Source organism: Pseudomonas sp. GW822-FHT07A10 (genome assembly GCF_058798795.1).
The window spans coordinates 51828-76409 of the sequence record NZ_JBXAKV010000017.1 but is presented as its reverse complement, the minus strand read 5'-3'; the positions used below and the strand labels follow the sequence as shown (position 1 = coordinate 76409).

Annotated in this window: 26 protein-coding genes and 1 pseudogene; 6 read left to right on the top strand and 21 right to left on the bottom strand. The window is 60.2% G+C overall.

Annotated features, from left to right (window positions below; translation table 11 throughout):
* Window positions 1-28: 28 nt before the first annotated feature.
* The 8 genes from AC1RL4_RS24445 to AC1RL4_RS24410 form a co-directional block, all read right to left on the bottom strand.
* The gene (locus AC1RL4_RS24445; protein ID WP_230172040.1) at window positions 29-802 is read right to left on the bottom strand and encodes a 1,6-dihydroxycyclohexa-2,4-diene-1-carboxylate dehydrogenase; all 774 of its coding nucleotides are present in this window, start codon (window positions 800-802) and stop codon (window positions 29-31) included.
* Between the two features lie 207 nt (window positions 803-1009).
* On the bottom strand, window positions 1010-2023 hold the full coding sequence (gene benC, locus AC1RL4_RS24440; RefSeq protein ID WP_230172039.1) for a benzoate 1,2-dioxygenase electron transfer component BenC: 1014 nt from the start codon (window positions 2021-2023) through the stop codon (window positions 1010-1012).
* Between the two features lie 10 nt (window positions 2024-2033).
* Window positions 2034-2522, bottom strand: coding sequence for a benzoate 1,2-dioxygenase small subunit (benB, locus tag AC1RL4_RS24435; protein WP_230172038.1), 489 nt, complete (start codon window positions 2520-2522; stop codon window positions 2034-2036).
* Window positions 2519-3883, bottom strand: a complete 1365-nt coding sequence (benA, locus tag AC1RL4_RS24430; protein ID WP_230172037.1) for a benzoate 1,2-dioxygenase large subunit — start codon at window positions 3881-3883, stop codon at window positions 2519-2521. The genes benB and benA overlap by 4 nt, the downstream gene beginning before the upstream one ends.
* 167 nt (window positions 3884-4050) lie before the next feature.
* Window positions 4051-5010 (bottom strand): AraC family transcriptional regulator, encoded by a 960-nt coding sequence (locus tag AC1RL4_RS24425; RefSeq protein ID WP_290371263.1) that lies wholly within the window; start codon window positions 5008-5010, stop codon window positions 4051-4053.
* Between the two features lie 119 nt (window positions 5011-5129).
* A complete protein-coding gene (gene catA / locus AC1RL4_RS24420) occupies window positions 5130-6059 on the bottom strand; it encodes a catechol 1,2-dioxygenase (RefSeq protein WP_018927994.1) in 930 nt (309 codons plus the stop codon).
* A gap of 51 nt (window positions 6060-6110) precedes the next feature.
* Entirely contained in the window at window positions 6111-6401 is a 291-nt protein-coding gene (catC, locus tag AC1RL4_RS24415; RefSeq protein ID WP_028941006.1) for a muconolactone Delta-isomerase, read from the bottom strand.
* Window positions 6402-6411: 10 nt separating this feature from the next.
* On the bottom strand, window positions 6412-7560 hold the full coding sequence (locus AC1RL4_RS24410) for a muconate cycloisomerase family protein (RefSeq protein ID WP_230172036.1): 1149 nt from the start codon (window positions 7558-7560) through the stop codon (window positions 6412-6414).
* A gap of 129 nt (window positions 7561-7689) precedes the next feature.
* Here AC1RL4_RS24410 and AC1RL4_RS24405 point away from each other — a divergent pair, with 129 nt between their 5' ends.
* A complete protein-coding gene (locus AC1RL4_RS24405; protein WP_230172035.1) occupies window positions 7690-8586 on the top strand; it encodes a LysR family transcriptional regulator in 897 nt (298 codons plus the stop codon).
* Here AC1RL4_RS24405 and AC1RL4_RS24400 read toward each other — a convergent pair.
* From AC1RL4_RS24400 to AC1RL4_RS24380, 5 genes are all read right to left on the bottom strand, one after another.
* On the bottom strand, window positions 8583-8834 hold the full coding sequence (locus AC1RL4_RS24400) for a DUF1652 domain-containing protein (RefSeq protein WP_230172034.1): 252 nt from the start codon (window positions 8832-8834) through the stop codon (window positions 8583-8585). The genes AC1RL4_RS24405 and AC1RL4_RS24400 overlap by 4 nt on opposite strands.
* 77 nt (window positions 8835-8911) lie before the next feature.
* Window positions 8912-9811, bottom strand: coding sequence for a polysaccharide deacetylase family protein (locus AC1RL4_RS24395; RefSeq protein WP_230172032.1), 900 nt, complete (start codon window positions 9809-9811; stop codon window positions 8912-8914).
* 219 nt (window positions 9812-10030) lie between these two features.
* Window positions 10031-10189, bottom strand: a complete 159-nt coding sequence (locus AC1RL4_RS24390; RefSeq protein ID WP_019582797.1) for a hypothetical protein — start codon at window positions 10187-10189, stop codon at window positions 10031-10033.
* Between the two features lie 61 nt (window positions 10190-10250).
* Complete coding sequence (locus AC1RL4_RS24385) at window positions 10251-10562, bottom strand: AzlD domain-containing protein (RefSeq protein WP_162830927.1); 312 nt, start codon at window positions 10560-10562, stop codon at window positions 10251-10253.
* Window positions 10562-11260 (bottom strand): AzlC family ABC transporter permease, encoded by a 699-nt coding sequence (locus AC1RL4_RS24380; RefSeq protein ID WP_018928001.1) that lies wholly within the window; start codon window positions 11258-11260, stop codon window positions 10562-10564. Before AC1RL4_RS24380 ends, AC1RL4_RS24385 begins: the two co-directional genes overlap by 1 nt.
* 379 nt (window positions 11261-11639) lie before the next feature.
* On the opposite strand from AC1RL4_RS24380, the gene dapA reads away from it, so the two are divergent.
* Both dapA and AC1RL4_RS24370 read left to right on the top strand, forming a co-directional pair.
* Window positions 11640-12515: a 4-hydroxy-tetrahydrodipicolinate synthase gene (gene dapA, locus AC1RL4_RS24375; protein WP_230172030.1), complete on the top strand. Its 876-nt coding sequence runs from the start codon at window positions 11640-11642 to the stop codon at window positions 12513-12515.
* Between the two features lie 60 nt (window positions 12516-12575).
* Window positions 12576-12971, top strand: coding sequence for a DUF2784 domain-containing protein (locus AC1RL4_RS24370; RefSeq protein WP_028941011.1), 396 nt, complete (start codon window positions 12576-12578; stop codon window positions 12969-12971).
* A gap of 2 nt (window positions 12972-12973) precedes the next feature.
* On the opposite strand, the gene AC1RL4_RS24365 is transcribed toward AC1RL4_RS24370, so the two are convergent.
* From AC1RL4_RS24365 to AC1RL4_RS24350, 4 genes and pseudogenes are all read right to left on the bottom strand, one after another.
* Window positions 12974-14551 (bottom strand): sensor domain-containing diguanylate cyclase, encoded by a 1578-nt coding sequence (locus AC1RL4_RS24365; protein WP_096480643.1) that lies wholly within the window; start codon window positions 14549-14551, stop codon window positions 12974-12976.
* A gap of 165 nt (window positions 14552-14716) precedes the next feature.
* A pseudogene (locus AC1RL4_RS24360) lies at window positions 14717-14812 on the bottom strand (histidine/lysine/arginine/ornithine ABC transporter ATP-binding protein); the annotation flags it as partial.
* A gap of 135 nt (window positions 14813-14947) precedes the next feature.
* Complete coding sequence (locus AC1RL4_RS24355) at window positions 14948-15727, bottom strand: ABC transporter substrate-binding protein (protein ID WP_374707279.1); 780 nt, start codon at window positions 15725-15727, stop codon at window positions 14948-14950.
* Between the two features lie 90 nt (window positions 15728-15817).
* The gene (locus AC1RL4_RS24350) at window positions 15818-16987 is read right to left on the bottom strand and encodes a M20 aminoacylase family protein (protein ID WP_028941014.1); all 1170 of its coding nucleotides are present in this window, start codon (window positions 16985-16987) and stop codon (window positions 15818-15820) included.
* A gap of 84 nt (window positions 16988-17071) precedes the next feature.
* Between AC1RL4_RS24350 and AC1RL4_RS24345 the strand changes: the two genes are divergently transcribed.
* A complete protein-coding gene (locus AC1RL4_RS24345; protein WP_196808882.1) occupies window positions 17072-18061 on the top strand; it encodes a LysR family transcriptional regulator in 990 nt (329 codons plus the stop codon).
* Between the two features lie 6 nt (window positions 18062-18067).
* On the opposite strand, the gene AC1RL4_RS24340 is transcribed toward AC1RL4_RS24345, so the two are convergent.
* Entirely contained in the window at window positions 18068-18595 is a 528-nt protein-coding gene (locus AC1RL4_RS24340; RefSeq protein WP_019582805.1) for a DUF3087 domain-containing protein, read from the bottom strand.
* Between the two features lie 228 nt (window positions 18596-18823).
* Between AC1RL4_RS24340 and ppnN the strand changes: the two genes are divergently transcribed.
* On the top strand, window positions 18824-20197 hold the full coding sequence (gene ppnN / locus AC1RL4_RS24335) for a nucleotide 5'-monophosphate nucleosidase PpnN (protein WP_230172027.1): 1374 nt from the start codon (window positions 18824-18826) through the stop codon (window positions 20195-20197).
* 271 nt (window positions 20198-20468) lie between these two features.
* On the opposite strand, the gene AC1RL4_RS24330 is transcribed toward ppnN, so the two are convergent.
* From AC1RL4_RS24330 to AC1RL4_RS24320, 3 genes are all read right to left on the bottom strand, one after another.
* Window positions 20469-20828, bottom strand: coding sequence for a DUF6124 family protein (locus AC1RL4_RS24330; RefSeq protein WP_230172026.1), 360 nt, complete (start codon window positions 20826-20828; stop codon window positions 20469-20471).
* A gap of 428 nt (window positions 20829-21256) precedes the next feature.
* Window positions 21257-22693 (bottom strand): FAD/NAD(P)-binding protein, encoded by a 1437-nt coding sequence (locus AC1RL4_RS24325; RefSeq protein WP_230172025.1) that lies wholly within the window; start codon window positions 22691-22693, stop codon window positions 21257-21259.
* Window positions 22694-22975: 282 nt separating this feature from the next.
* Window positions 22976-23539 carry a helix-turn-helix domain-containing protein gene (locus AC1RL4_RS24320; RefSeq protein WP_230172024.1) on the bottom strand — a complete coding sequence of 188 codons (564 nt, stop codon included), beginning with the start codon at window positions 23537-23539 and terminating at the stop codon, window positions 22976-22978.
* Between AC1RL4_RS24320 and AC1RL4_RS24315 the strand changes: the two genes are divergently transcribed.
* Window positions 23534-24562 (top strand): DMT family transporter, encoded by a 1029-nt coding sequence (locus AC1RL4_RS24315; RefSeq protein WP_019582676.1) that lies wholly within the window; start codon window positions 23534-23536, stop codon window positions 24560-24562. The two genes, AC1RL4_RS24320 and AC1RL4_RS24315, sit on opposite strands and share 6 nt — an antisense overlap.
* The last annotated feature ends 20 nt before the right edge of the window (window positions 24563-24582 follow it).

Here is a 24582-nt window from a genome sequence, read left to right as displayed (position 1 = left end):
CATCGCAGCCGACGCCTCCTTCGAAAGGTCAGCCCAGATCGCCGCCACCAACCGGCATGACCATGCCGGTGATGTAGGAGGCTTCGTCGCTGGCCAGAAACAGGATAGCGCTTGCCTGTTCATCCAGCGTGCCGTAACGCTTCATCAAACTGCTGTCGAGGGTCTGGTCGACGATCTGCTGATACCACAGCTTTTCCTGAGCGCTTTGTTCCGCGGTGTTGCGCGGAATCAGCCGCGGCGGCGCTTCGGTGCCACCGGGGGCGGTCGCGTTGACCCGCACCCCACGGCCGGCGGTTTCGAACGCCAGGCATGCGGTCAGCGCATTGACCCCACCCTTCGCCGCACCGTAAGGCACGCGATTGACGCTGCGGGTCGCAATCGATGAAACGTTGACGATGGCGCCGCTGCCTTGCTCAAGCATGAACGGCAGCGCGGCATGGCAGCACCACAGCGTCGGGAACAATGAGCGGCGAACTTCGGCTTCGATCTGCTGCTCTTCATAATGCTCGAAAGGCTTGGCCCAGATCGTGCCGCCGACATTGTTGACCAACACATCGAGGCGCCCGAAGCGCTCAACGGCGGTGCGCATCACGCGGCTGCATTCGCTGTATTGCTCAAGGTCGGCGGTCAGGGCGAGCACCTGGCTGTCCCGCCCCAGTTCTTTCTGCAACTCGAACACCAGATCGGAGCGGTCGACCAGAATCAACCGCGCACCTTCGGCGGCCATGCGTTCCGCCACACGCCGGCCGATGCCTTGGGCGGCACCGGTAATCAGTGCGATTTTTTCGTGGAATCTGTTCATACATACCCTCGTTGCGAAATCGCTTTCGCGGGAACACGATCTGTAGCAGCTGTCGAGCCCCAGCGAGGCTGCGTTCGGCTGCGAAGCAGTCGTGAATCCGGCAAACGCGGTTTACCTGACATACCGCAGTTTTTTATTTTGCGACTGCTTCGCAGCCGAACGCAGCCTCGCTGGGGCTCGACAGCTGCTACTAGAGCGTGTCGCGGCTCAGGCCGCGCTGGCGGCAAATTTCTCGTAGTAGAAGTTCGCAGGCGCGATGCCTTGCTCGCGAATGAACTGGCTGACCGCTTCGACCATCGGCGGCGGGCCGCACAGGTAGACATCGACGTCGCCATCGTTCAAATGCCGTGGCTCGATGTGCTGGGTCACGTAGCCCTTGAGCGGATGCCGGCTGTCGGGGTTGGCCACGCAGGCGCTGAAGCTGAAGTTCGGGATTCGTGCGGCGAAGGCTTCCAGTCGATCGATTTCCACCAGGTCGAAATCGTTGGTCACGCCGTAGATCAAATGCAGCGGATGCTCGCTGCCCTGCTCGGCGATTTTTTCCAGCATCGCGGTAAACGGCGCCAGGCCGGTGCCACCGGCCAGCAGCAACAACGGCCGGCGAATATCGCGCAGATAGAAACTGCCCAGCGGTCCGGCCAGGCTCATGCTGTCGCCGGCCTTGGCCATGCCGGTGAGGAAACTGCTCATCAAACCGCCGGGCACGTTGCGAATCAGGAAACTGACTTCGCCGTCACGCTGCAACGAGCTGAATGAATACGCGCGGGTCTGCTCGCTGCCGGGAACGCCGAGGTTCACATACTGCCCCGGCAAAAACGCCAGTTTGCTCAGGGCTTCGCCCTTGATCGACAGAGCGATGGTGCTGTCGGACAGCTGACGCACGGCGCTGATGGTCGCGTCGTAACTGGCCTGACGAGTACGGCAGACATCCGATGAAACCGGCACCCGCACCACGCAATCGCTCTGCGCACGCATCTGGCAAGTCAGGACAAAACCCTGCTGCGCTTCGTCAGCGCTGAGGGCGTCTTCGATGTAGTCCTCGCCCAAGTCGTAGCGCCCGGCTTCGGCGAAACACTTGCAGGTGCCGCAGGCGCCGTCGCGGCAGTCCAGCGGAATATTGATGCCCTGGCGGTACGCGGCATCGGCCACGGTTTCGCCGGCGTTGGCGTCGATGAACCGGGTGACGCCATCTTCGAAATTGAACGCAATGGAATGAGTCATGACGGCCGCCTCAGAGGTGGTAAACATCGATGACCTGGCGAACGTAGTCGTTCTTCAGGATCACTTTCTTGGCCAAGATCAGCGGGTTCTCGCCGCGCACATCCAGGGTGTAGAAACTGCTGCCGAAATAGCTGTCGACGGTCTTGTAGCGAAAGCTCAGGGTGTGCCAGTTGAAACGCACCTTGCACAAGCCGTCGGCCTGTTCGATCAGCTCGATGTTGCTGAGGTTGTGCGAGGTGCGGGTGTCCGGCATGCTGGCACTGGAACGCTCGGTCTTGATGCGGAAGATGCGATCTTCCAGGCCCGTGCGGTTGCCGTACCAGATCAGCGAGATTTCCCGCTGCGGATCGATGGTCAGCTCGTCGTTGTCGTCCCAGGACGGCATCCAGAAAGTGGCGTCCGGCGCGTACAACTCCAGCCAGTCATCCCATTGCTTGTCGTCGAGGTAGCGCGCTTCGCGGTAGAGAAAATCGCGAACCACGTCATAGGTGATGGTCATTGCACGGCCTCCACTGCAATCAGTTCGGACTGTTCGGCGGCCAGGGCCTTGAGCATGGTTTGCTGCCAATATTTGTGTTGCAGCACGAACAGGCCTTCGTCTTCGGTACGCACCCCGCTGAGCAACGGGTGCAGGTCGATTTCCTTGGCCGCGTCATCGGCGCCTTCAATCCAGTGTTCGGCACCACGGGACATGTCGTTCCAGGTGGTAACGCTGCCCTGGTAACCGGTCTGGCAGGAGCGAAACTCTTCCAGATCGTCTGGAGTGGCCATGCCGCTGACGTTGAAAAAGTCCTCGTACTGCCGAATGCGGCTCGAACGGGCGTGGTCGCTTTCACCTTTGGGCGCGATGCAGTAAATGGTGATTTCGGTGCGGTTGACCGAGATCGGCCGAGCGATGCGAATCTGCGAGCTGAACTGGTCCATCAGGTACACGTTCGGGTACAGGCACAGGTTGCGCGAGTTCTCGATCATCCAGTTGGCGCGGGCCTGGCCGAAGTCCCGGGCCAACTCGTCGCGACGTTCGTACAGCGGACGGTCTTCGGGGTTGGACCAACGGGTCCAGAGCAGCATGTGGCCCTTGTCGAAGGAATAGAAACCACCGCCCTGCTTGGCCCAGGTGCCGGCGCTCATGGTCGGATTGCAATCGCCGGCTTCGCGCTGTTTGCGCTGGTTCTGGGTGGCGGCGTAGTTCCAGTGTACGGAGCTGACGTGATAGCCGTCGGCGCCGTTCTCGGCGGTGAGTTTCCAGTTGCCTTCGTAGATGTAACTGGAGGAACCACGCAGCACTTCCAGGCCGTCGGCGGACTGGTCGACGATCATGTCGATGATCTTCGCCGACTCGCCCAGATGCTCTACCAACGGCACCACATCGGCCTTGAGGCTACCGAACAGGAAGCCGCGATAGGACTCGAAACGCGCGACTTTGGTCAGGTCGTGGGAGCCTTCGCAATTGAAGCTCGCCGGGTAGCCGGCCGCCGCCGGGTCCTTGACCTTGAGCAGCTTGCCGGAGTTGTTGAATGTCCAGCCGTGGAACGGGCAGGTGTACGAACTCTTGTTGCCGGTCTTGTGCCGGCAGAGCATCGCCCCGCGGTGGCTGCACGCATTGATAAAGGCGTTCAACTCACCGTCCTTGTTGCGCGCGATGAAGATCGACTGGCGCCCCATGGTGGTGGTGTAGAAGTCGTTGTTGTTGGGGATCTGGCTTTCGTGCGCCAGGTACAGCCAGTTGCCTTCGAAGATGTGTTCCATCTCGAGGTCGAACAGCCGCGGGTCAGTGAACATCTCGCGCTTGCAGCGATAGATACCCTGTTCAGGGTCTTCTTCAAGCAGGGAGTGAAGGTATTCGGGTCGCAGGGACATGGCCGCCGCCTCCATTGTTTTTATTCAGGCAGGGCCATGCTAGGACGTGGGGATGGGGCGGACTATCCGCGGGGTGCAGACCTGTATCCGTTTTGTGCAAGGGGCGGTTGATGGTTGCCAATGTGGCGCGGGAGCAAGCTCTCTCGCCACAGGGTTGCTCATTGATCTCAGTGACGGCGCTTGAGGGTGTCGGAAGGCAATTCGCCGAACTGTTTGCGGTAGCTGTCGGAGAACCGGCCCAGGTGCAGGAAGCCGTAATCCATGGCCACTTCCGTGACGTTGCGCACGTTGCAGGTCGGGTCGCTCAGGTTGGCGTGAATGCGCTCGAGCTTCTTCTGCCGGATGTAGTTTTTCGGCGTGTCCCCCGCATTGCGTTCGAACAGCCCATACAGCGAACGCAGGCTCATCCGCGCCTGGCGCGCCAGCTCTTCGCTGTCGATGTCTTGCTTGAGGTTGCGGGCGATGTAATCGACCAGCGCCTCGAACGTGGCCGAGGCTGAGCCAGGGTCGGTGCGCATGACGTTGGTCTTCATCAGGCCGAGCATCTTGCTGACCACGATTTGCGCATAGTGCTCCTGCACGCGAGGAATCGGCTCGGAAGCCTCGGCTTCCTGGCAAATCATCGCCAGCAGGCTGACGAAACCTTCCAGTTCATTGAGCTGATAACGGTTTTCCAGAAACCGCACGCCCTGCCCCGGATACCGCCAGCGCTGCTCCTCGCACACCGACGCCAACAGCCGGGTGGGGACTTTCAGGATGAATTTTTCGCAATCACTGGAATAGGTCAGATCCACCGGATCGTCCGGGTTGATCAGCAGCAACTCCCCGGGCGCGAAGTAATGTTCCTGACCGTGGCCACGCCACAGGCAGTTGCCGCGCAGCAACACCTGCAAGTGATAGATGCTGTCCAGCGCGCCAGAGGTAACCCGCACGCTGGCGCCGTAACTGATGCGGCACAGGTCGAGGCTGGCGAACTTGCGATGATCGAGGCTGGCCAGCGGTCGGCCGGCCCTGGGCATCTGCAGGCAATGGTTGCCGACATGCTGATTGACGTAGCCCGACACCGCATACGGGTCGGCATGGTCGAAGATTCTGCTGCGATGACTCAACAATTGCGCTTGCATCATCGGTTCACTCTCATTGTTGTTATCAGTGGCGCCGCCATTCTAGTGTCCTGCCCGAAACACAGAAGGCCACGAGATAAACGGTCGGTTATCTCGTGGCCCGGTTCGGCTGGTCGAGGGTATCAGTCCTCGAGTGCGCGGACCCGTTCGTGGCGTTGCTGCTCCTCAGGCTGGGCGGACGACTGCAGGGTGAAGTCGAAATCGATTTCAGCAAAGCGACCGCTGACGCCATGGGCCGCCGCACGCTGCGGATCGTCGCTGAAGGTGATCTTGGCGATCAGTTCGTCACGGGTGGCGTAGGCGAAATCGTCATGCAGGTACTGATCGCCATCGAGGTTGATCTGGGTGGTCAGGTGACGATGATCCGGTGCCGAAATGAAGAAGTGAATGTGCGCCGGCCGCTGGCCATGACGGCCCAGTTGATTGAGCAGTTGCTGGGTCGGACCATCCGGCGGGCAGCCGTAGCCCGACGGCACGATGCTACGGAAGCGATAACGGCCCTCGGCATCGGTGACGATCCGGCGACGCAGGTTGAACTCGGACTGGGTGGTGTCGAAGTACGAATAGGTGCCGCCGGTGTTGGCGTGCCAGACATCCACCACCGCCCCGGCCAGCGGTTCGCCGGCGGTGTTGAACACCCGGCCCTGCATGAACAGAGTCACACCCGGATCGACGCCGTCATCGAGACGCGCTTCGCCTTGCGACAGCGGCGCACCCGCCACATACAGCGGCCCTTCGATGGTCCGCGGGGTACCGCCGGATTTGCCGGCCTGCTCGTCTTCGGCATCCATCAGCAGGTCGAGGTAATGCTCAAGACCAAGCCCGGCTACCAATAGACCAGCCTCCTGCCGCGCGCCCAGCACGTTGAGGTAATTGACGGCTTTCCAGAATTCTTCCGGGGTCACGGCCAGGTCTTCGATGATGTTCACCGAATCACGCAGGATGCGGTAAACCAGCGCTTTGACCCGCGGATCACCGGCTTCATTGAGCAGGCCGCTGGCTTCTTCGAGAAACTTCTGGACACTGGCGGTGTGGGAAATCTTGACGTTCATGGTGGATCCTCATCTTGTAATTATTAGCGTAGCGAACTGAACAGGCTGGGTTCAGCGGTCATCCTCGCGAATGGAAGAAGGATGCCGGCACAGCGCGTTGACCTCGATGGCCATGTACGGGTACAGCGGCAATTGCATCAGTAGGTCGTGCAGCTCCTGAACGCTGTCGACATCGAACACGCTGTAATTGGCATAGAGCCCGGCAATGCGCCACAGATGACGCCACTTGCCTTGCGCTTGCAGGCGCTGGGCCAGGGCTTTCTCGTCGGCCTTTAGCTGAGCGGCGCGCTCCGGGTTCATGTCGACCGGTAGATTCACGGTCATTTTTACGTGAAACAGCATGATGCCCTCCTCAGGCTTGATGAACGACAGTGGAACTTTTGTCCCGACGGAAAAACGCCAGGCGCTCTTCATCCAGAACCAGGCCCAGCCCCGGTGTTGACGGGACGTGCAGTTGGAAATCGCGGTAGACCAATGGCTCGCTGAGGATGTCTTCGGTCAGCAGCAGCGGGCCGAACAATTCGGTATCCCAGCTCAATGTATTCAGGGTGACGAAGGCATGGGCCGAGGCCAGCGTGCCGATACCGCCTTCGAGCATGGTGCCACCGTACAGGCCGATACCGGCCGCCTCGGCAATCGCGGCGGTTCGCAGCACGGCGCGCGGGCCGCCGTTCTTGGCGATTTTCAGAGCGAACACCGAAGCGGCGCCTTCCCGTGCCAGGTTAAAGGCATCTTCCACGCATTCGATGGATTCATCGGCCATGATCGGCGCCGGGCTCATGGCATTCAGGCGCACCATGCCGGCGCGGTTATTGCGCGAGATCGGTTGTTCGATCAGGTCGATGCCGTTGGTGCCGAGGATCCGGCAGGCCCGCAGAGCGACTGCTTCGTCCCAGGCCTGATTGACATCGACCCGCACGCTGGCGCGATCGCCCAGCGCCTTTTTGATCGCAATGACGTGGGCCAGATCGCGATTGACCTCGCCGGCACCGATTTTCAGTTTGAAGATCCGGTGGCGGCGCAGGTCGAGCATCTTTTCCGCTTCAGCGATGTCCTTGGCAGTGTCGCCGCTGGCCAGGGTCCAGGCCACCGGCAATGCATCGCGAACCCGTCCACCCAACAGTTCGCTGACCGGCAGGCCAAGGCGCTTGCCCTGGGCGTCGAGCAAGGCGCTTTCGATACCCGATTTGGCGAAGGTGTTGCCACGAATGCTGCGCTCCAGGCGCAACATCACGGCATTCACATTGCCGCTGTCCTGGCTGATCAGCAGTGGCGCGAAGTGTTTGTCGATGTTGGTCTTGATGCTGTCCGGGCTTTCGTTGCCGTAGGCCAGGCCGCCGATGGTGGTCGACTCACCGATACCCTCAATGCCATCGGCACAGCGCACCCGAATGATCACCAGAGTCTGGTTCTGCATGGTGTGCATCGCCAGCTTGTGCGGGCGAATGGTCGGCAGATCGACGATGATCGTCTCGATCGATTCAATGGCTGTTGCAAGCATGTCGCGATACCCGTCAGGTTCTTAAAGTTCTGGAACCGATTCTGGTACGGCTTTTTTCGGGAAGCCAATATAGAATTGGTCTGACTCGATACCTTAAAGGTATTTAACAGATCGACGTCCGGAGGCCCCATGGAACTGCGTCACCTGCGATATTTTCAGGTGCTGGCTCAAACCCTCAACTTCACCCGCGCCGCCGAACTGCTGCACATCGCCCAACCGCCGCTGAGCCGGCAGATCCAGCAGCTGGAAGACGAACTCGGGGTGTTGCTGCTGGAACGCGGCCGACCGCTGAAGCTGACCGACGCCGGGCGGTTTTTCCATGAACACTCCACCGCCCTGCTCGAACAACTGGGCAAGGTGTGCGACAACACGCGGCGGATCGGCCTGGGCGAAAAGACCTGGCTGGGCATTGGCTTTGCGCCCTCGACCCTCTATGGCGTGCTGCCGGAACTGATTCGCCGGTTGCGCAGCGGCGAGCCTCTGGCGCTGGAGTTGGGGCTCTCGGAAATGACCACGTTGCAACAGGTGCAGGCGCTCAAGGCCGGGCGTATCGATGTCGGCTTCGGGCGCATCCGCATCGACGACCCGGCCATTCTGCAGACCGTGCTCACCGAAGATCGACTGGTCGCCGCCCTGCCCGCCGGCCATCCGCTCCTCGCCAGGCCCATCAGCCTTCGGGAGCTGGCCAAGGAACCCTTTGTGCTCTACCCCGGCAACCCGCGCCCGAGTTACGCCGACCACGTGATCGCATTGTTCGAAGCCAGTGGCGTGCACATCAAGGTGGCGCAATGGACCAACGAGCTGCAAACGGCGATTGGTCTGGTGGGGGCGGGAATCGGGGTGACGCTGGTACCGGCCTCGGTGCAGTTGCTGCACCGCGACGACATTGGCTTCACTCCGGTGCTGGAAGACAACGCGATCTCGCCGATCATTCTCAGCAGGCGCGTGGGCGATGTGTCGCCGGGGTTGAATCATTGCTTGCAGATGATCGATGAACTGCTGCCGCGCGACAGACCTGCAAACTAGGCCACGACACCGGCGAACGCTCGGCGACCTGCACGCATTTCTGTACGAAGTTCGCCGATCAGGTTGGAAATATCGCGAACACTGATCAGTTTGTCGGGGGATACGCCGGTGATCAACAACTCAATCCGTCCGGTATCGCGATCGAAGACCTTGATCCGCAAGGTTTCATCGCGGTTCACGGTGCACTCGCAGGAGAGCGGCTTGAAACCGGACTCGATAATCTGGCAAAGCTGCTCAATTGAAACCATGACAGACGCCCCTCCATGGACGGTTTTCCGATTGGATCCACTGAGATTAGTTCAGCTTGCGCAATGCGCCAGTGAGCTCAGTGAGCATCCCCATCCCATATCCAATTCCAGATCCCCGGCAAACGAACAGGCTCGGAACTCTGCTTGACGGTGCGCGCCATGGCCGCCCGCTGTAGCGCTGTCGTGTCGTCGTAAAACGGTTTCTGCGCCGTGGCCAGACCGGTGGCGTTGGCACTGTCGAGGAGGATTTGCAGGTATTCGCGGGCATGCCGGGCGGTGTAGCGGTTGAGGTCGTGAAAGGTCACCACCACCGGAATCACCCCATCCACCGTCGGCAACTGGCCAAGGGCGATGCGCTCGCGCACTTCGGACAGCTGCCGCAGCATATTGGCCCGCCGCCGAGGGCTGGCGTTGAAGCCCCAGATCTTGCCGTCATTGGCGCTCAGGTCGGTCAGCAGTACGTGCATGCCATGCTGTTGGTAGGCGGCGAAGGTGCGTTTGTCGTAGTTCCAGAACGGCGGACGCACCAGGTTCGGTGGAGTGCCAGTGATCGCGGCGATGTCTGCGCTGCCGTTGGTCAGCGATTGCTCCAGTTGTTCCGGCTCCAGGGAGCGATGGTTGGTGTGATGGGGAGTGGCCGTGTGGAAGCCCAGCAGATGCCCTTCGGCCTGTTCGCGCCGCATGAGCTGGCGGCCCACGTCACTGCCGCCGGCGCCCGAGGCGCGGGTCTGCACGAAGAACACGGCTTTGATGTCCGGTTGCAGCGGATTGCGCGCCAGGCTGTCGAGTACAGTGGCGGTCGGGTTGTAAAAACCGGACGCGCTGGGCCCGTCGTCGAAGGTCAGCAGAAAGCGGATCGGCGCCTGCGCTTGCAGACGCTGTTGCGTCTGCGGCGTCATTTCAATGGGCGCGGCGATGCAGCCAAACAGGCCGACGGCGATGGCGAATACGGATAGAACCTTGATCAACTGCTTCATGTTTTGCCTTGGGCCAGACCTTGCGACCGTCACGTTTAATGGCAAAAGCCCCTCGCCCATTTATCCTTCGACCGGCCCGCCAATCGCTGCGAGCCGAGGTTGGATAAGGGTACACAGTGTTTGGTTCCAGCGCCTGCTCCCCGGGTGATTGCATTTCAAACTACAAAAACTAAAAAGCCCCGCCATCAATTGGCGGGGCTTTGGGGATGTGCAAACCGATCAGGGCTTCAGCGGGCGTTCCTGGTCGCGGTCCGACAGCTCTTTACCGTCGTCGGGGTGCTTCCAGTCCGGCATCGAACGCTTCTGCCGCTCGATTTCTTCCTCCGTCGGTTCATCGGTCTCATCATCCAGGTCCGGATGCTTTGGTTCAGTGGCCATGCCCACCTCCCGTCCTCAAGGGATCATCCGTTAAGCGTAGAACAGTTTCGCGCCGGACGACTCAGAGCCACCAGCGCAGCAAAAAGAAAAAGCCCATGCTCAACAACATGCTGAGCAGAGTATTGCGGGTGTAAAGCACCAGGCCCACGGCCACCAGCGAACTGATCAGGTAGGGGTTGTCCCACTGCAGGTTCAACTGTTTGTCGGGCATGAACACAATCGGCCCGCAGATCGCGGTGAGCATGCCCGGCACCGCGAAACCGAGGAACTGCCGGGCATTGCTGCTCAGGCGTACCGGCAACCGAGGCTCAAGAAATACGTAGCGGTTCAGGAATACCAGCAGGCCCATCCCGATAATCACAGCCCAGACCATCATGTGCGCCCCACGTAGAGTTTGTTGCAGATAAAGCCCGCCGTCATGCCCGCCAACCCCGACAGCACCAGCGCCGAACCCCATTGCCAATAGCTGAACAGTACCGAACAGAACAGCGAGACCGCCACGCAGACCACCGTCGGAACGTTGCGCACCACCGGCGTGATCAAGGCGATAAACGTCGCGGCGATGGAGAAATCCAGCCCCAGGTGTTCGAGGCCCGGAATGCTGCTGCCCAGCACAATGCCCGCCAGGGTGAAGAGGTTCCATGCGATGTAAAACGTCAGGCCCACGCCGAGGGCGTACCAGCGGTTGAACTGCTGTTTGTCGTGCTGGCTGGTCAGGGCGAACAACTCGTCGGTGAGCAAAAAACCCAGCCCGATACGCCAGCGGCCCGGCAACGGGGAAATCACCGAACGCATGCTCATCCCGTACAACAAATGCTGGGAGGTCAGCAGCAACGTGGTCAACAGAATCGAAAAGACCCCGGCACCGCCCTTGAGCATGCCGATGGCGACCAATTGCGCCGCGCCGGCAAACACGATGCTCGACAGCCCCTGGCCTTGCAGGGGCGTGAGGTTGGCCTCGATGGCCATGGAGCCGGCCAGCAATCCCCAGGGCGCGGTCGCCAGGGACAACGGCATGATGGCCGCGGCGCCACGAAGGAATGCAGTACGCGGCATGAATGAGTTGGACATAACGCTCTACAACCAGGGAAAGACGTCAGACTGTGCCAGCAGTCATGGCCGATGGCTTGAACAATCTTGCGCACTTGCAACGACTTCACGATTGACAAATACCCCGTCGGCTTTTAAAACTGGGCGCCTCATTCAGGGTGTAAGCAACCATGTCCGCAACCTTCAACCTCAACACTGTCGTCATTGGCTTGATTGCCAAGGCGCAAGGTTGCGTTGCGCACGCCCCTAAATCGAAGAAACAGTCGCTCATGTGACCGGGGCGCGCTGTCCCGTCAGATGAGCTGACAGGACATTGAGCGCGACGGACACCCCTCCTCTTGCTGACTTCCTTCTACGCTTCTGACGGTGACGAAATCGGTCAACCTTCAGGAGAAAGTGCATGTCATCGTTTCAAGGTATCTGGGTTCCCATCGTTACGCCGTTTCACAATGGTGCGATCGACTTCGCCGGATTGCGGCGGCTGGTCAGTCGTCTGCTGGAAAAAGGCGTCGATGGCATAGTGGTCTGCGGCACCACCGGGGAAGCCGCGGCGCTGGGCAAACACGAGCAACTGGCGGTGCTCGATGCGGTGCTGGAACAGGCTCCACCAGAACGTGTGGTCATGGGCCTGGCCGGCAACAACCTCACCGAGTTGCTGCAATTTCAAAGCGAAATCCTGAAGCGCCCCCTGGCGGGCTTGCTGGTGCCGCCGCCGTACTACATCCGCCCTTCCCAGGCCGGCCTCGAAGCCTTTTTCAAGACCGTCGCCGATGCTTCCAGCGCCCCGATTATTCTCTACGACATCCCCTATCGCACCGGCATAGCCTTCGAGCAGGCGACCCTGCTCCGGATCGTCGCCCATGAGCGGATCGTCGCGATCAAGGACTGCGGCGGCAACCCAGCCAACACCTTGGCACTGCTCTCCAGCGGTAACGTCGACGTGCTGTGCGGCGAAGATAATCAGATCTTCGGCGCGCTATGCCTGGGTGCCAAAGGCGCGATTGCCGCCTCGGCCCATGTTCATCCCGAACTGTTCGTGACGCTGTATCAACAGCTTCGCGACAACCGTTTAGCCGCCGGCCGAACGACCTTCTTCCAGTTACTGCCACTGATTCACAGCCTGTTCATCGAGCCCAATCCCGCCCCGGTAAAAACCGCCCTGGCCCTTGAAGGATTGATCCACGACGAACTGCGAGCGCCGATGCAACGCAGCAGCGAAAGCACGGCGGTGCGTTTGAAAGAAGTACTGGCAGCGCTTGAAGGCGGCAATCGATAGAGCACAAGCGTCCAGCCCGAGTACCATGGAGCGATTCACCCAACACGTCAGGGAATCGACATGCTTTACCGAATCGCCGCCGACGGGCTGGTGCTGTCTCACTTGCTGTTCATTCTGTTCGTGCTGTTCGGCGGGCTGCTGGTGCTCAAATGGCGCCACCTGATCTGGTGGCACCTGCCCGCCGCCGCATGGGGAGTAATCGTGGAAGTCTTCCACCTGGCATGCCCACTCACCGAATGGGAAAACCGCATGCGCCACGCGGCCGGGCAAACCGGTTACGGCGGCGGCTTCATCGAACATTACGTGTGGCCGATTATTTACCCGGCCGGGCTGACGCCCACGATTCAACTGGCACTGGGCAGCGTGGTGTTGGCGCTCAACATGCTGATCTATGTGCGGCTGTTCCGGCAATGGAAGCATCCGACCCGTTCAGGCAGTAATCACCGGTCCGGTTGAACTCAGTTGGCGATAACACTCATGTTCCGGCCACTGGCCTTGGCCACATACAGCGCCTTGTCCGCGGCGCCGACAATGTCGTCGGGCTGGGCTTGCGAGGCCGGGTCGTAGGCGCAGACACCCACGCTGACTGTGACCACGCCTTCCACGCCCCCAACGTGTTCGATGCCGGCCTGCTGAACCGCACGGCGGATGTTTTCCGCTACCAGAAACGCCCCCACGTAGTCGGTACCGGGCAGCACCACCGTAAACTCCTCACCACCGAAGCGAGCCGCGAGATCACCGGGGCGCTTGATGTTTTCGGTGATGATCGTGCTGATTTTGCGCAAACACTCATCGCCTGCCAAATGACCATAGTGATCATTGAAGCTCTTGAAGTGGTCGACATCGATCATCAGCAGCGCAAGATGGGCCTGGCTACGCCTGGCGCGGCCCATTTCCGCGAGAATGAACAGGTCGAATTGACGCCGATTGGAAAGCCCGGTCAGTGCATCCTCCAGTGCCAGCAACTCCAGGCTGCGGTTGACCTCAATGAGTTTGTCCTGAGTCTCCAACAGATTGTTCTGAATATGATTCTGCTGCTTCATGAGGCGGATCAGGCGATAACCGAGAGCCCCCAGAAACCCCAGCAGCAACAGGACGATGCCCGCACTGAATATTGATTCCTGCCGCCAACTGGCCAGGACTTCATCCTTGTCGAGCCCGGCAAAGACGACAAGCGGATACCCCTCGACCCGTCGAAACCCCACGACCCGCACCACCCCGTCGACAAAGGACCTGACCGTTGCCGTACCGGAATCGCCCTTGGGCAACAGCTGGGTAAACAGCGGCCCTTTGGCAACACTGGTGCCTATATCGGCTTCGTTGAACGGGCGCCGAACGACGATGGTGGCGTCATCGGAGATCAGGTTGATCACGCCGTTATTGCCCATGTCGATGCTGTTGTACAAATCCAGGAAATGCTTGAGGTAGATCGAAGCCACCACCACGCCGGCAAACCGGCCATCAGGGTGATTGATCCGGCGTGACACGGTCATGATCCACTCACCGGTCGAGCGACTTTTTATCGACGGACCGATATGAGGGCCGCGGTCGGGATGATCACGGTGGTAGATGAAATATTCACGGTCGGAATTATTGGCATTGGGCGGTATGACGTTAATGGCGTTGGCGAGCCAGCGTCCTTCTTCATCGAACACGAACAGCCCATGGATCTGTACCAACTCACTGCGCTGAGCCTGGAGCAAACGTTGCAGTCGGGGAAATTTTTCCGGTTGCATGCCATCGATTTCGAGGCGGTCCACCAGGGAGAACAGTAGCGTGTCGGCTTGCTTGATCGATGCGTGCGCCTGCGATGCCAGGGTTTGCGCCAGGTTGGACATTGCCACTTCGCTGTCACGCAGATGGTACTGACGCGAGTTCCAGCTTTCCCCGATCACAATGGCCATCAAGGACAGGCACACCGCAATCAGCAGAGAAACCGCGTATCGAACCTTGAGCGTTGTCTCAACCGGCTCGGGCACCCAAGGCGTGGCGAACCGGGTGTGTTCAATACGATCTTTGACGGACGGATGCCCCATGACGCTCCCTGAATCCCTTATGACATGGCGAATTTTCCCGTTCGCCCTTTTAGCGCCAGCCAGCCGTGACCGGCGCTCAAACCTTTACAACCCGATACGATAGGTGATTTGCACGAAAAGGCTCATCGAAATCATCCGCCGGATCAGCGAGGATGATAGCACCCGTTACTTAAGGCTTCCCGCCAGAAACTGCTTCAACCGCTCGCTCCGAGGCTGCTCCAGCACACGGCTCGGTGCTCCCTGTTCCTCCACCCGTCCCTTGGCGGCCAGGGTGCCCAGCAGGATTTTCGGGCCAAAGCCTTCCAGAAGCATTTCGCTCTCCGTGTTTTTATTAATGAAGAGGATGGTCAAACTGAGCGGCCCGGACGGCCGCCCTGTTTCAGGTATCGAGAGGCGTCATTTCGCGCCGTAGACGTCGAAATCGAAGTACTTTTTGTTGATCCGTTCGTAAGTGCCGTTGGCCAGAATCGTCGCCAGCGCTTTGTTCAAGTCTTCGCGCAGCTCGACATCACTCTTGCGCAAGCCGATGCCATCACCGACGCCGAAAAAACCGGGGTCATCCAGGGTGGCACCCGCAAATTCATAGTCCTTGCCCCGCGCAGTGTTCAGAAACCCGTAACTGGCCTGGATCGCGCCCTGCAGCGAGGCATCGAGTCGCCCCACTACCAGGTCGGCGTACACCTGGTCCTGATTCTGATAGGAGAGAATATCTACGCCCTTCGAACCCCAGACAGCTTTGGCATAAGCCTCCTGGGTCGACCCCTGCTCCACGCCAATACGCTTGCCCTTGAGCGACTCCAGGGAGGGCAGCAAGCCCGATCCACGCCTGACCACCAAACGCGCCGGCGCATTGGACACCTTGTCGGTAAACGCAATCTGCTCCAGGCGCTTGGGCGTAATGGTCATCGACGAAGCCACCGCGTCGAACTTGCGCGCCAGCAGGGCCGGGATCATGCCGTCCCAGCTGCTTTCAACCCAGACGCAGCGAGCATGCAACTCGGCGCAAAGCGCCTCGGCGATGTCGACCCCGAAGCCGGTCAGCGTGCCATCCTGGTTCTTGTATTCCAGCGGTGGGTAGGTCGGGTCGACGCCCAGCCTCAACACTTTGCCGGACCAGTCGGCCGCTCCGGCCAGGCCGGATGCCGTGAACAACACCAGTGATACAGCCGCGATCATTTTATTCATTGTTATTTTTCCTCTAGGGGCTCGCCGAGCCAGGTTACCGACAGCTTTTTGTACAGCCGCAGCGCTTGAAAACTCCGCCGCTCAACGCAGAAAACCCTCGACCAGCTTCACCCAATAACTCGCCCCGATCGGCAGACAGGCATCATTGAAGTCATAGCCGGGGTTGTGCAGCAGACAGCCGTTGTCGCCCTGGCCATTGCCGATCACCAGATAGCTGCCCGGGCACTTTTCCAGGATGAAAGCGAAGTCCTCACTGGCTGTGAAGGGGCGCAGATCGTCAATCATTTGTCCTTCGCCCAGCCAGTCCTGCGCGACCTGACGGGCGAACGCTGTCTGCTCGGGATCATTGATCAACACCGGATGACAATGCTGATAGTCGATATGGGCCTGTGCGCCGAAACTGGCGGCCTGGCCCTCGACCAGCTCGGTAATTCTGAGCTCGAGTAGCCGGCGAACTTCAGGGGTCAACGCTCGCACGCTCAGACTCATTTCGGCGAATACGGGAATGACATTCGAAGCGCTTCCGGCATGTATGGAACCCACCGTGATAATTGCCATGTCCTGCGGGTTGACGTTGCGCGACACAATGCTTTGCAAGGCGATTACGATCGAGGCGCACACCACCACCGGATCGATGGCCTTGTGCGGCACCGCGCCGTGGCCGCCGTGGCCGATGATTTTGATCGTCACCGTATCGGCAGACGCCATGAACGGGCCGCTGTAAAACCCCAGATGCCCGACGGGATAACCCGGTACGTTGTGCATGGCAAACACCGCATCACACGGGAACCGTTCGAGCAGGCCGTCTTCAAGCATTTTCCTGGCACCGCCCAGCCCTTCTTCGGCCGGCTGGAAAATCAGATGCAATGTGCCGTTGAACGCCCGGGTTTGTGCCAGGTATCGAGCGGCCGCCAACAGGGTTGCGGTATGCCCATCGTGGCCGCAGGCATGCATCACACCGTCAATCCGGCTGGCATACGGCAGGCCGGTGGTTTCCTGAATCGGCAGTGCATCCATGTCGGCGCGCAAGCCAACGGAGCGCCCCTCACCGTTTTTCAGCGTCGCGACAACCCCGGTCCGGCCCACACCGGTGCTGACCTCAAACCCCCACTGCGTCAAACACTGAGCAACCCGCTCACTGGTGGCGAATTCCTCGAAGCCCAACTCGGGGTGCGCGTGAATGCTGTGCCGCAAAGCGATCATTTCATCCTGGATCGCTGCAATACCAGGCAAGACAGGGCCGGCGTTCATTGTTGTATTCCCTCGATAGGTCTGGGCGGCTGTTGGGGTCGATCTTAGGGAACGGAATCCGGGCTGGGGAGACGCAGTTTGGTTATGATGACAACCATTGGTTGTCGTCACGGTGAGCATATGAAACTGCATCAACTACAAGCACTGATCGCCAGCGCCGAAACCGGCAGCATCCGCGCGGCCGCTCGCTCGCTGGATATGTCCCAGGCCGCGGTAACCAAAGCACTTCGCGAACTGGAAACCAGCCAGCAGTTGCCGCTGTTCACCCGAACGCCCAACGGTCTGAACTTCACGGAGTACGGCAAAGTGCTGCTGACTCACGCCCGGCTCGTGATCAAGCAACTCGAACATGCGCAGACAGAGCTTGATCACCTGCGAGGCAAGGCTCAGGGGCGGCTCTGTGTCGGGATCACGCCATGGATTGCCTTGACCTTCTTGCCCGAAGTGGTGCTGGCCTTTCGGGAGCGAATGCCGGAAATCCGGCTGGAACTGTTCGAAAGCCTGATGGCCGTGGCCCAACCGCTGCTGCGCGATGGCAGCATGGATTTTGCGATCGGCCAGCTTCACCCGGCACAATCAACCCAGGAATTTGCCTGCGAAACCCTGCTCGATTACCAAACGTCGGTGTTGGTCCGCCAGGGCCATGCACAACAGAATGCTCGATCGATCCATGAGCTGCTGGAGCAGAACTGGACCTTGAACTATGCACCGGACGGTCACGATGGGCTGATGCAGGAGTTGTTCTGGAAACACGGAGCACAAATTGATGAGAGCCGAATCGTCCGCGCCCATTCACTGGCGATCCTGCAGATGATGGTCGAGCGGGCCGACATGTGCACCTGGGGGCCCTCCATCGTGAGTATCGCCCCGCCCTTTCTCGGCCGAGTGGTTTCCCTGGGACTGACCGAACAATTCGAACCCAGGCAGTTGAGCATCGTGACACGCCGCAACGGCGCGCTGAGCAATCCGGCACTGTGCTTCACCGATTGCCTGTTACAGGTCATTCGGCGTCACGCCCGCTCGGCCAAAAAGGAAGACCGACAACTCTTTGAAACGCTGCACCTGCGGGTTTGAGAAGGATCAGGCGCGCGTCTGTTTCAATGCCTCAAGCCAGGCCGGATTCAATTGCGTCTGCTCAGTATCGATGCCCAGTGCTTGCATCCGCGCCGCGTGTTGATCCATCTCGCGGGCCAGCTGACTATGGTCGCTGGAGTTGCCGTCCAACTGGTGCATCTGGCTCAGCCCCAAGTGATAAAAGCGCAGCAGTTTCATGGCGGCAGGGTCGCCCTGCTCCACCGCCGCCGTCACCTGGTGCATGACGTTGGTGACGCTCATCAGGCTGCGCTTGAGCTGCCAACCATAGACCGCTGGCGCCATCCACTCCTGGCTCCAGAACTTGCCGCGCATCAGCGCCACTGTCAGCAACAACGCGGCAAACACCCCGCCCACGTTGAACCGCAGATTATCGCCGCCGGGTTCACCGAACAACGTCACCGCCGCCGTCGACAGCACCATCGCCAGCGCCAGGAACATCAGGGCGATGATCACCGTGCTGCGCCGCGTCTGGCGTCGATAGGTTTCGGCATTCATTGGCTGGATTTCGAACATCGCGACGGGGTTCCTTGCATCGATGGTAAAAGGCGCTGTGACAAAAAGACTGCGAGGCATTATCGCCTCCCCGAAGGATTTAGCTATGCTGGAGCTCCTTTTCATCTTTTCATCGTCAAACGGGAGCATGGCGATACAGCGCAGTTCGTGCCATCTTCATCATGGATACACACTATTCGGATGCCATGCGCCGTTGCTGGCGGGTGACATCGTTTTAAGGATCATTGAATGACCCAACGACATGTAATCAACGCCTCGGTCAGCCCTAAAGGCAGCCTGGAAACGCTCTCCCAGCGTGAAGTACAGCAACTGAGCGAAGCCTCATCCGGTATCACCTACACCCTCTTCCGCCAGTGCGCCCTGGCCATCCTCAATACCGGTGCCCACGTTGATAACGCCAAGACCATCCTGGAAGCCTACAAAGACTTCGAAATCCGCATTCACCAGCAAGACCGTGGCGTACGCCTGGAACTGCTGAACGCCCCGGCCGACGCTTTCGTCGATGGCGAAATGATCGCCAGCACCCGCGAAATGCTCTTCAGCGCCCTGCGCGACATCGTCTACACCGAAAACGAACTCGACGCCTTGAGCATCGACCTGAGCACCTCCCAGGGCATCAGCGACTACGTCTTCCACCTGCTGCGCAACGCCCGCACCCTGCGCCCCGGCGTCGAGCCGAAAATCGTGGTGTGCTGGGGCGGCCACTCGATCAACACCGAAGAATACAAATACACCAAGAAAGTCGGCCACGAACTCGGCCTGCGCAGCCTGGACATCTGCACCGGTTGTGGCCCTGGCGTGATGAAAGGCCCGATGAAAGGCGCGACCATCGCCCATGCCAAGCAACGCATCCACGGCGGTCGCTACCTCGGTTTGACTGAACCTGGGATCATCGCCGCCGAGGCGCCGAACCCGATCGTCAACGAACTGGTGATCCTGCCGGACATCGAGAAACGCCTGGAAGCGTTCGTGCGGGTTGGCCACGGCATCATCATTTTCCCCGGCGGCGCGGGCACGGCCGAAGAGTTCTTGTACCTGCTCGGCATCCTGATGCACCCGGACAACCAGGACCTGCCGTTCCCGGTGGTCCTTACCGGGCCGAAAAGCGCCGCGCCGTATCTGGAGCAACTGCACGCCTTCGTCGGCGCAACCCTCGGTGAAGAAGCGCAGCGGCACTACGAGATCATCATCGACGACCCGGCTGAAGTGGCGCGGCAGATGACTCAGGGCCTCAAAGCGGTCAAACAGTTCCGCCGCGAGCGCAACGACGCGTTCCATTTCAACTGGCTGCTGAAGATCGACGAAGGCTTCCAGCGCCCGTTCGACCCGACCCACGCCAACATGGCCAACCTGCAACTGAGCCGCAACCTGCCGTCCCACGAACTGGCCGCCAACCTGCGCCGCGCGTTCTCCGGCATCGTCGCCGGCAACGTCAAGGACAAGGGCATCCGCCTGATCGAAGAACACGGGCCGTACCAGATTCGCGGTGATGCCGAGGTCTTGCAGCCGTTGGACCACTTGCTCAAAGCCTTCGTCGCCCAGCACCGGATGAAACTGCCGGGCGGCGCGGCGTATGTGCCGTGTTACCAAGTAGTGGCTTGATACGCAAAACCCTGTGGAAGCGGGCTTGAGTTGCCGTTTAAACCACCGGAAACAAGAAACCCCGCGTGATGCGGGGTTTCTTGCATTTAAGGGGCTCAGTCAGGAACCCATTGTGGCGAGGGGGCTTGCCCCCGTTGGGTTGCGAAGCGCCCCCAAAACCTGCAGCTGCATGTTTTCAGATACACCGCATATACCGGTTTTGCGACGGCTGCGCCGCCGAACGGGGGCAAGCCCCCTCGCCACAACAAGCCCCTTTTGCCAAAGATCCTAGCTAGTCTTGTGGATCGAAATTATCCAGCACCCGGTTCACCGCCAACTCCCCAAGCATGACCACCGATTGAATCCCCAACATCACATTGCGATGTGGCATGTCCATCAGTCCGGCGAACTCACTGAGCATCATGCTCGCTGACGCCAGGGATTCGCAGGCGTTGACCAGCAGGGTTTCGTTATCGACCTTCGTACCCACATGGTAAATGGTGCTGGGTTTGCGCTTGGTGGCTTTGGGGATGGGTGGTTTGAGGTAGTGGTCGAGGGCGCGGTCGGCGGCTTCGTGGAGTTTTTTCGAATCGAGGGATTCGTAGGGGGAAACGTCGTCGGTTTCCGGAGGATTTGGTGTTGGTTTGAACATAAATGAAGCTCCTTGATCAGTGGAGCCGACATCTATCGCTGCTAAACGAAGAAGGTGGCGGCTGTACGCGGGTTAGCAGACCAGGGATCAAGGAACCCGGCGCACGGAAGTGCCCCACGCATAGCCGCCATAACGCGAATGGCGACACTGACGTGCCTTGATATTCATCGAGCTGCTAAACCCGATCGCTGATTCGTCTGCGACCCGGAAACGATAGAGCCCGGCCTCAAGGCGCACAAGCCGGCGGATTCTGGCGTAGTCGTAGGCAACGGCGCAAGGCTGTGTAGCCTGAGTGAGTATCTGGAGATGTCGATTAAACATCGCCTGTTTATTGGTCTTACTGTGGATTTTGCGGTGGATGGGCTGGCCTCTTCGCGAGCAAGAGACTTGGCCTGCCCGTAGCAGCAGCCTCGCGGGCTCGGCAGCTGCTACAACAGATCGCTTACTAATCGCGCCGCAAGAGACTTGGCCTGGCTCGCCACATCAGTTACCGCCGTGCTCTCCCACCACATGCCGCGCAACGGTGGCCCCATGGCGAACAAACGGCTGGCGACCTGCCCGTCGGCGCTGAGTACCGCGCCATCCACCGCCGCAGCAATGCCCAACGCCAACGGCCCCGGCCGTACCAGCCCGCGAGCGAGCAATTGCTGGGGCAACAGCCGCGCCACCCGGCGCCAGTCGTATTCGATGCCGCTGGAGTTGATCAGCGCCGCGCCATGCACCACGCAAGTTTGCGTCTCGCCACGACGACGAATGCGGATGCTGACCTCACCGTCCGACGCAGGCTCGAGCCCCTTGAACGATGCGGCATGAATCCGCAACCGCCCTTCCCCGTGTAGCCGCGCCACCAACTCGGCACTCAGCGGCGGCGAGCGATGGTGATGGCTTTCCCACCATGGCCGTACATGCCGCACAAATTGCCGGCGTTGCACATCGGTCGCCTGACTCCACAACCGCCCGATATGCGCCCGAACGGTATCCAACGGCGCTTGCCAGTCGATGCCCTGAGCGATGGCATCGCGGCAATGCCGGCGCAGTTCGCGCACCAGCTGACGCGGTGTGCGAATACTGTGGTCCTCGGCGAGAAAATCCACCCACGCCGGCGGTTGTCGGCGCACATGCGGCAGCAAACCATGACGGGAGAACACTTCGATCGGCCCACGATGCCCGGCCTGCTCCAGCGACACCACGGCATCGACCATGGTCAGGCCCGAGCCGATGATCAGCACCGTCGACTGCGGATCGAGTTGACGCATGGCGGCCACATCCCACGGGTCGAGTGCAGCGGCGTTCAAACCGCTGGATTCGGTTTGCGGCGTGCGGGCGGCGGGAAACATTCCAGTCGCCAACACCGCGTAAGCGCCCTGCAATTGCTGCCCATCACTCAGGCTCAACCGCACCGAATCGCTCAACGTTTCCAGGTCCACTACCTCGGCCCGCACATGTTCGACGCTCGACCCCTTCAATGCGCCCACCGCCTGCGCTTCAGCCAGACGCTGCTGCACATAAACGCCAAACAACCCGCGCGGCGGAAACAGTTCACTGACCGGCACATGTTGCTCATCCGACTCCGGCCAGCCACCGGCGGCGATGTGTTCGGTCAGCCAGTGGGTCAGGTCATCGGCGTTGTCCGGGTCGACGCTCATACGCGCCGCGTTACCGTTGAGCGTATGGCCCAGCTCCACCGCGCTATAGGCTTCGCCACGGCCCAGTTCTGCTCGCGGCTCGATCACCAGAATCCGGCGCTGACCGGGCAACCGCAACAACTGCGCCGCCAACATCGTACCGCTGAGGCCGCCGCCGATGATCAGGATGTCAGCGTGACGGATGGCGTCGCTCGCCTGTGCGCGTGGGGTCTCAGTCATGGCGTTCTCACTGATCAATGTTTACCTGAATGGAAGTCGTGCGGATCGCTCCGTGTCAGTCACTCACCGGACGCTAGCCTGTGAAGCGTACTTGGGTGCCAAGTTAATATTTTGCTCGGCCATCAGGAAGCGCACCTGCTCGTTTCGATGCCATCCCCACTGTTTTTCAGGAGCCGCACTTGAATATAATTTTCTTTTATTTCAATAAGTTGGGTAATTATTCAAGAAACACTTGCAGCTTTAAAACAGCAAAGTGTTTATCCAGTGTTAGCCGGTAAACAGTCAAATCACCACATTGCGCACAAACCGCACCGCCACTTCCCCATCATTGCGATAAGAATGCGGTTGATGACTGGCAAACATAAAGAACTCGCCAGCCGCAATTTTCTGCGGCTGACCGCCAAGCATCAGGGTCAGGCAACCTTCGAACACATAAAGCTGTTCGCTGTAGCCTTCGGCATCCGGCTCCGAGAGGTAATGCTCGCCCGGTTCCAGGCGCCATTCCCAGAGTTCTACTTCGCGGGTGGCGGTGGCTTTGGCCAGCAGCACCGCTTTACTGCCCGGGATCGTACCGGCCCAGGCCAATTCGTTGATGCGGCTCGGGTCGCGGGCGTCGGGGGCCTGGATCAGGTCGCTGAAGGCCACGTCCAACGCTTCGGCCACGCGGTCGAGGGTGGTCAGGCTGACGTTCTTCTCGCCGGCCTCGATGGCCACCAGCATCCGGCGGCTGACCCCGGACTTTTCGGCCAGGGCGCTCTGGCTCATGTCGGCGGCGTGGCGCAGACGTCGCACGTTCAGGCTGACGTGCTGGAGGACCGAAGCCCGTTGAGTGGAATCTTTGTGCACTATATTGCTCACTGGGTGGCGTTGCGCAGTATACTGCCCAACTTCGGGCGCATTGTGCGTCTCCCTCAGATGGCGCGCAAGGTCATGACGTCAATGAACGCTTCTCACACTTCCCCCCGTTTCTCCCGGTTCAGCAAGGCCGAGTGCGTGCTGGTGCTGATTACCATGGTTTGGGGCGGGACCTTTTTGCTGGTACAGCATGCGATGACCGTCAGCGGGCCGATGTTCTTCGTCGGGCTGCGTTTTGCCGCGGCGGCGAGCCTTGTGGCGCTGTTCTCCTGGCGTCATCTGCGCGAACTGACGCTGTTCGAACTCAAGGCCGGGGCATTTATCGGCGTGGCGATCATGCTTGGTTACGGCTTGCAGACCGTGGGTTTGCAGAGCATTCCCAGCAGTCAGTCGGCGTTTATTACCGCGCTGTATGTGCCGTTCGTGCCATTGCTGCAATGGCTGGTGCTGGGGCGTCGTCCGGGGTTGATGCCGAGCATCGGGATCATGCTGGCCTTCACCGGTCTGATGTTGCTGTCGGGGCCTTCCGGTGCTTCGTTCAATTTCAGCCCCGGTGAAATCGCCACATTGATCAGTGCCGTGGCGATTGCCGCGGAAATCATTCTGATCAGCACCTATGCCGGCCAGGTCGACGTGCGCCGGGTGACGGTGGTGCAATTGGCAACCACGTCGGTGCTGTCGTTCCTGATGGTGGTGCCGACCCAGGAAGTGATTCCCGACTTCTCGTGGTTGCTGTTGTGCAGCGCTTTGGGATTAGGCGCGGCGAGTGCGGCGATTCAGGTGGCGATGAATTGGGCGCAGAAGAGTGTTTCGCCGACTCGGGCAACGTTGATCTATGCCGGGGAGCCGGTGTGGGCCGGGATTGTCGGGCGGATTGCCGGGGAACGCTTGCCGGCGATTGCGCTGGTTGGAGCCGGGTTGATTGTGGCGGCGGTGATTGTCAGTGAGTTGAAGACCAAGGGTAAGGCGGCTGCCGAGGTTGATGAAGCCTTGGAGAGCGAAGCCGAGCACTGATCATTCCCACGCAGAGTGTG

Coding starts and splice junctions, on each gene's coding strand:
- AC1RL4_RS24445 (WP_230172040.1), bottom strand. CDS start 802: ATGAACAGATTCCACGAAAAAATCGCACTGATTACCGGTGCCGCCCAA.
- benC (WP_230172039.1), bottom strand. CDS start 2,023: ATGACTCATTCCATTGCGTTCAATTTCGAAGATGGCGTCACCCGGTTC.
- benB (WP_230172038.1), bottom strand. CDS start 2,522: ATGACCATCACCTATGACGTGGTTCGCGATTTTCTCTACCGCGAAGCG.
- benA (WP_230172037.1), bottom strand. CDS start 3,883: ATGTCCCTGCGACCCGAATACCTTCACTCCCTGCTTGAAGAAGACCCT.
- AC1RL4_RS24425 (WP_290371263.1), bottom strand. CDS start 5,010: ATGATGCAAGCGCAATTGTTGAGTCATCGCAGCAGAATCTTCGACCAT.
- catA (WP_018927994.1), bottom strand. CDS start 6,059: ATGAACGTCAAGATTTCCCACACCGCCAGTGTCCAGAAGTTTCTCGAA.
- catC (WP_028941006.1), bottom strand. CDS start 6,401: ATGCTGTTTCACGTAAAAATGACCGTGAATCTACCGGTCGACATGAAC.
- AC1RL4_RS24410 (WP_230172036.1), bottom strand. CDS start 7,560: ATGCTTGCAACAGCCATTGAATCGATCGAGACGATCATCGTCGATCTG.
- AC1RL4_RS24405 (WP_230172035.1), top strand. CDS start 7,690: ATGGAACTGCGTCACCTGCGATATTTTCAGGTGCTGGCTCAAACCCTC.
- AC1RL4_RS24400 (WP_230172034.1), bottom strand. CDS start 8,834: ATGGTTTCAATTGAGCAGCTTTGCCAGATTATCGAGTCCGGTTTCAAG.
- AC1RL4_RS24395 (WP_230172032.1), bottom strand. CDS start 9,811: ATGAAGCAGTTGATCAAGGTTCTATCCGTATTCGCCATCGCCGTCGGC.
- AC1RL4_RS24390 (WP_019582797.1), bottom strand. CDS start 10,189: ATGGCCACTGAACCAAAGCATCCGGACCTGGATGATGAGACCGATGAA.
- AC1RL4_RS24385 (WP_162830927.1), bottom strand. CDS start 10,562: ATGGTCTGGGCTGTGATTATCGGGATGGGCCTGCTGGTATTCCTGAAC.
- AC1RL4_RS24380 (WP_018928001.1), bottom strand. CDS start 11,260: ATGTCCAACTCATTCATGCCGCGTACTGCATTCCTTCGTGGCGCCGCG.
- dapA (WP_230172030.1), top strand. CDS start 11,640: ATGTCATCGTTTCAAGGTATCTGGGTTCCCATCGTTACGCCGTTTCAC.
- AC1RL4_RS24370 (WP_028941011.1), top strand. CDS start 12,576: ATGCTTTACCGAATCGCCGCCGACGGGCTGGTGCTGTCTCACTTGCTG.
- AC1RL4_RS24365 (WP_096480643.1), bottom strand. CDS start 14,551: ATGGGGCATCCGTCCGTCAAAGATCGTATTGAACACACCCGGTTCGCC.
- AC1RL4_RS24355 (WP_374707279.1), bottom strand. CDS start 15,727: ATGATCGCGGCTGTATCACTGGTGTTGTTCACGGCATCCGGCCTGGCC.
- AC1RL4_RS24350 (WP_028941014.1), bottom strand. CDS start 16,987: ATGAACGCCGGCCCTGTCTTGCCTGGTATTGCAGCGATCCAGGATGAA.
- AC1RL4_RS24345 (WP_196808882.1), top strand. CDS start 17,072: ATGATGACAACCATTGGTTGTCGTCACGGTGAGCATATGAAACTGCAT.
- AC1RL4_RS24340 (WP_019582805.1), bottom strand. CDS start 18,595: ATGTTCGAAATCCAGCCAATGAATGCCGAAACCTATCGACGCCAGACG.
- ppnN (WP_230172027.1), top strand. CDS start 18,824: ATGACCCAACGACATGTAATCAACGCCTCGGTCAGCCCTAAAGGCAGC.
- AC1RL4_RS24330 (WP_230172026.1), bottom strand. CDS start 20,828: ATGTTCAAACCAACACCAAATCCTCCGGAAACCGACGACGTTTCCCCC.
- AC1RL4_RS24325 (WP_230172025.1), bottom strand. CDS start 22,693: ATGACTGAGACCCCACGCGCACAGGCGAGCGACGCCATCCGTCACGCT.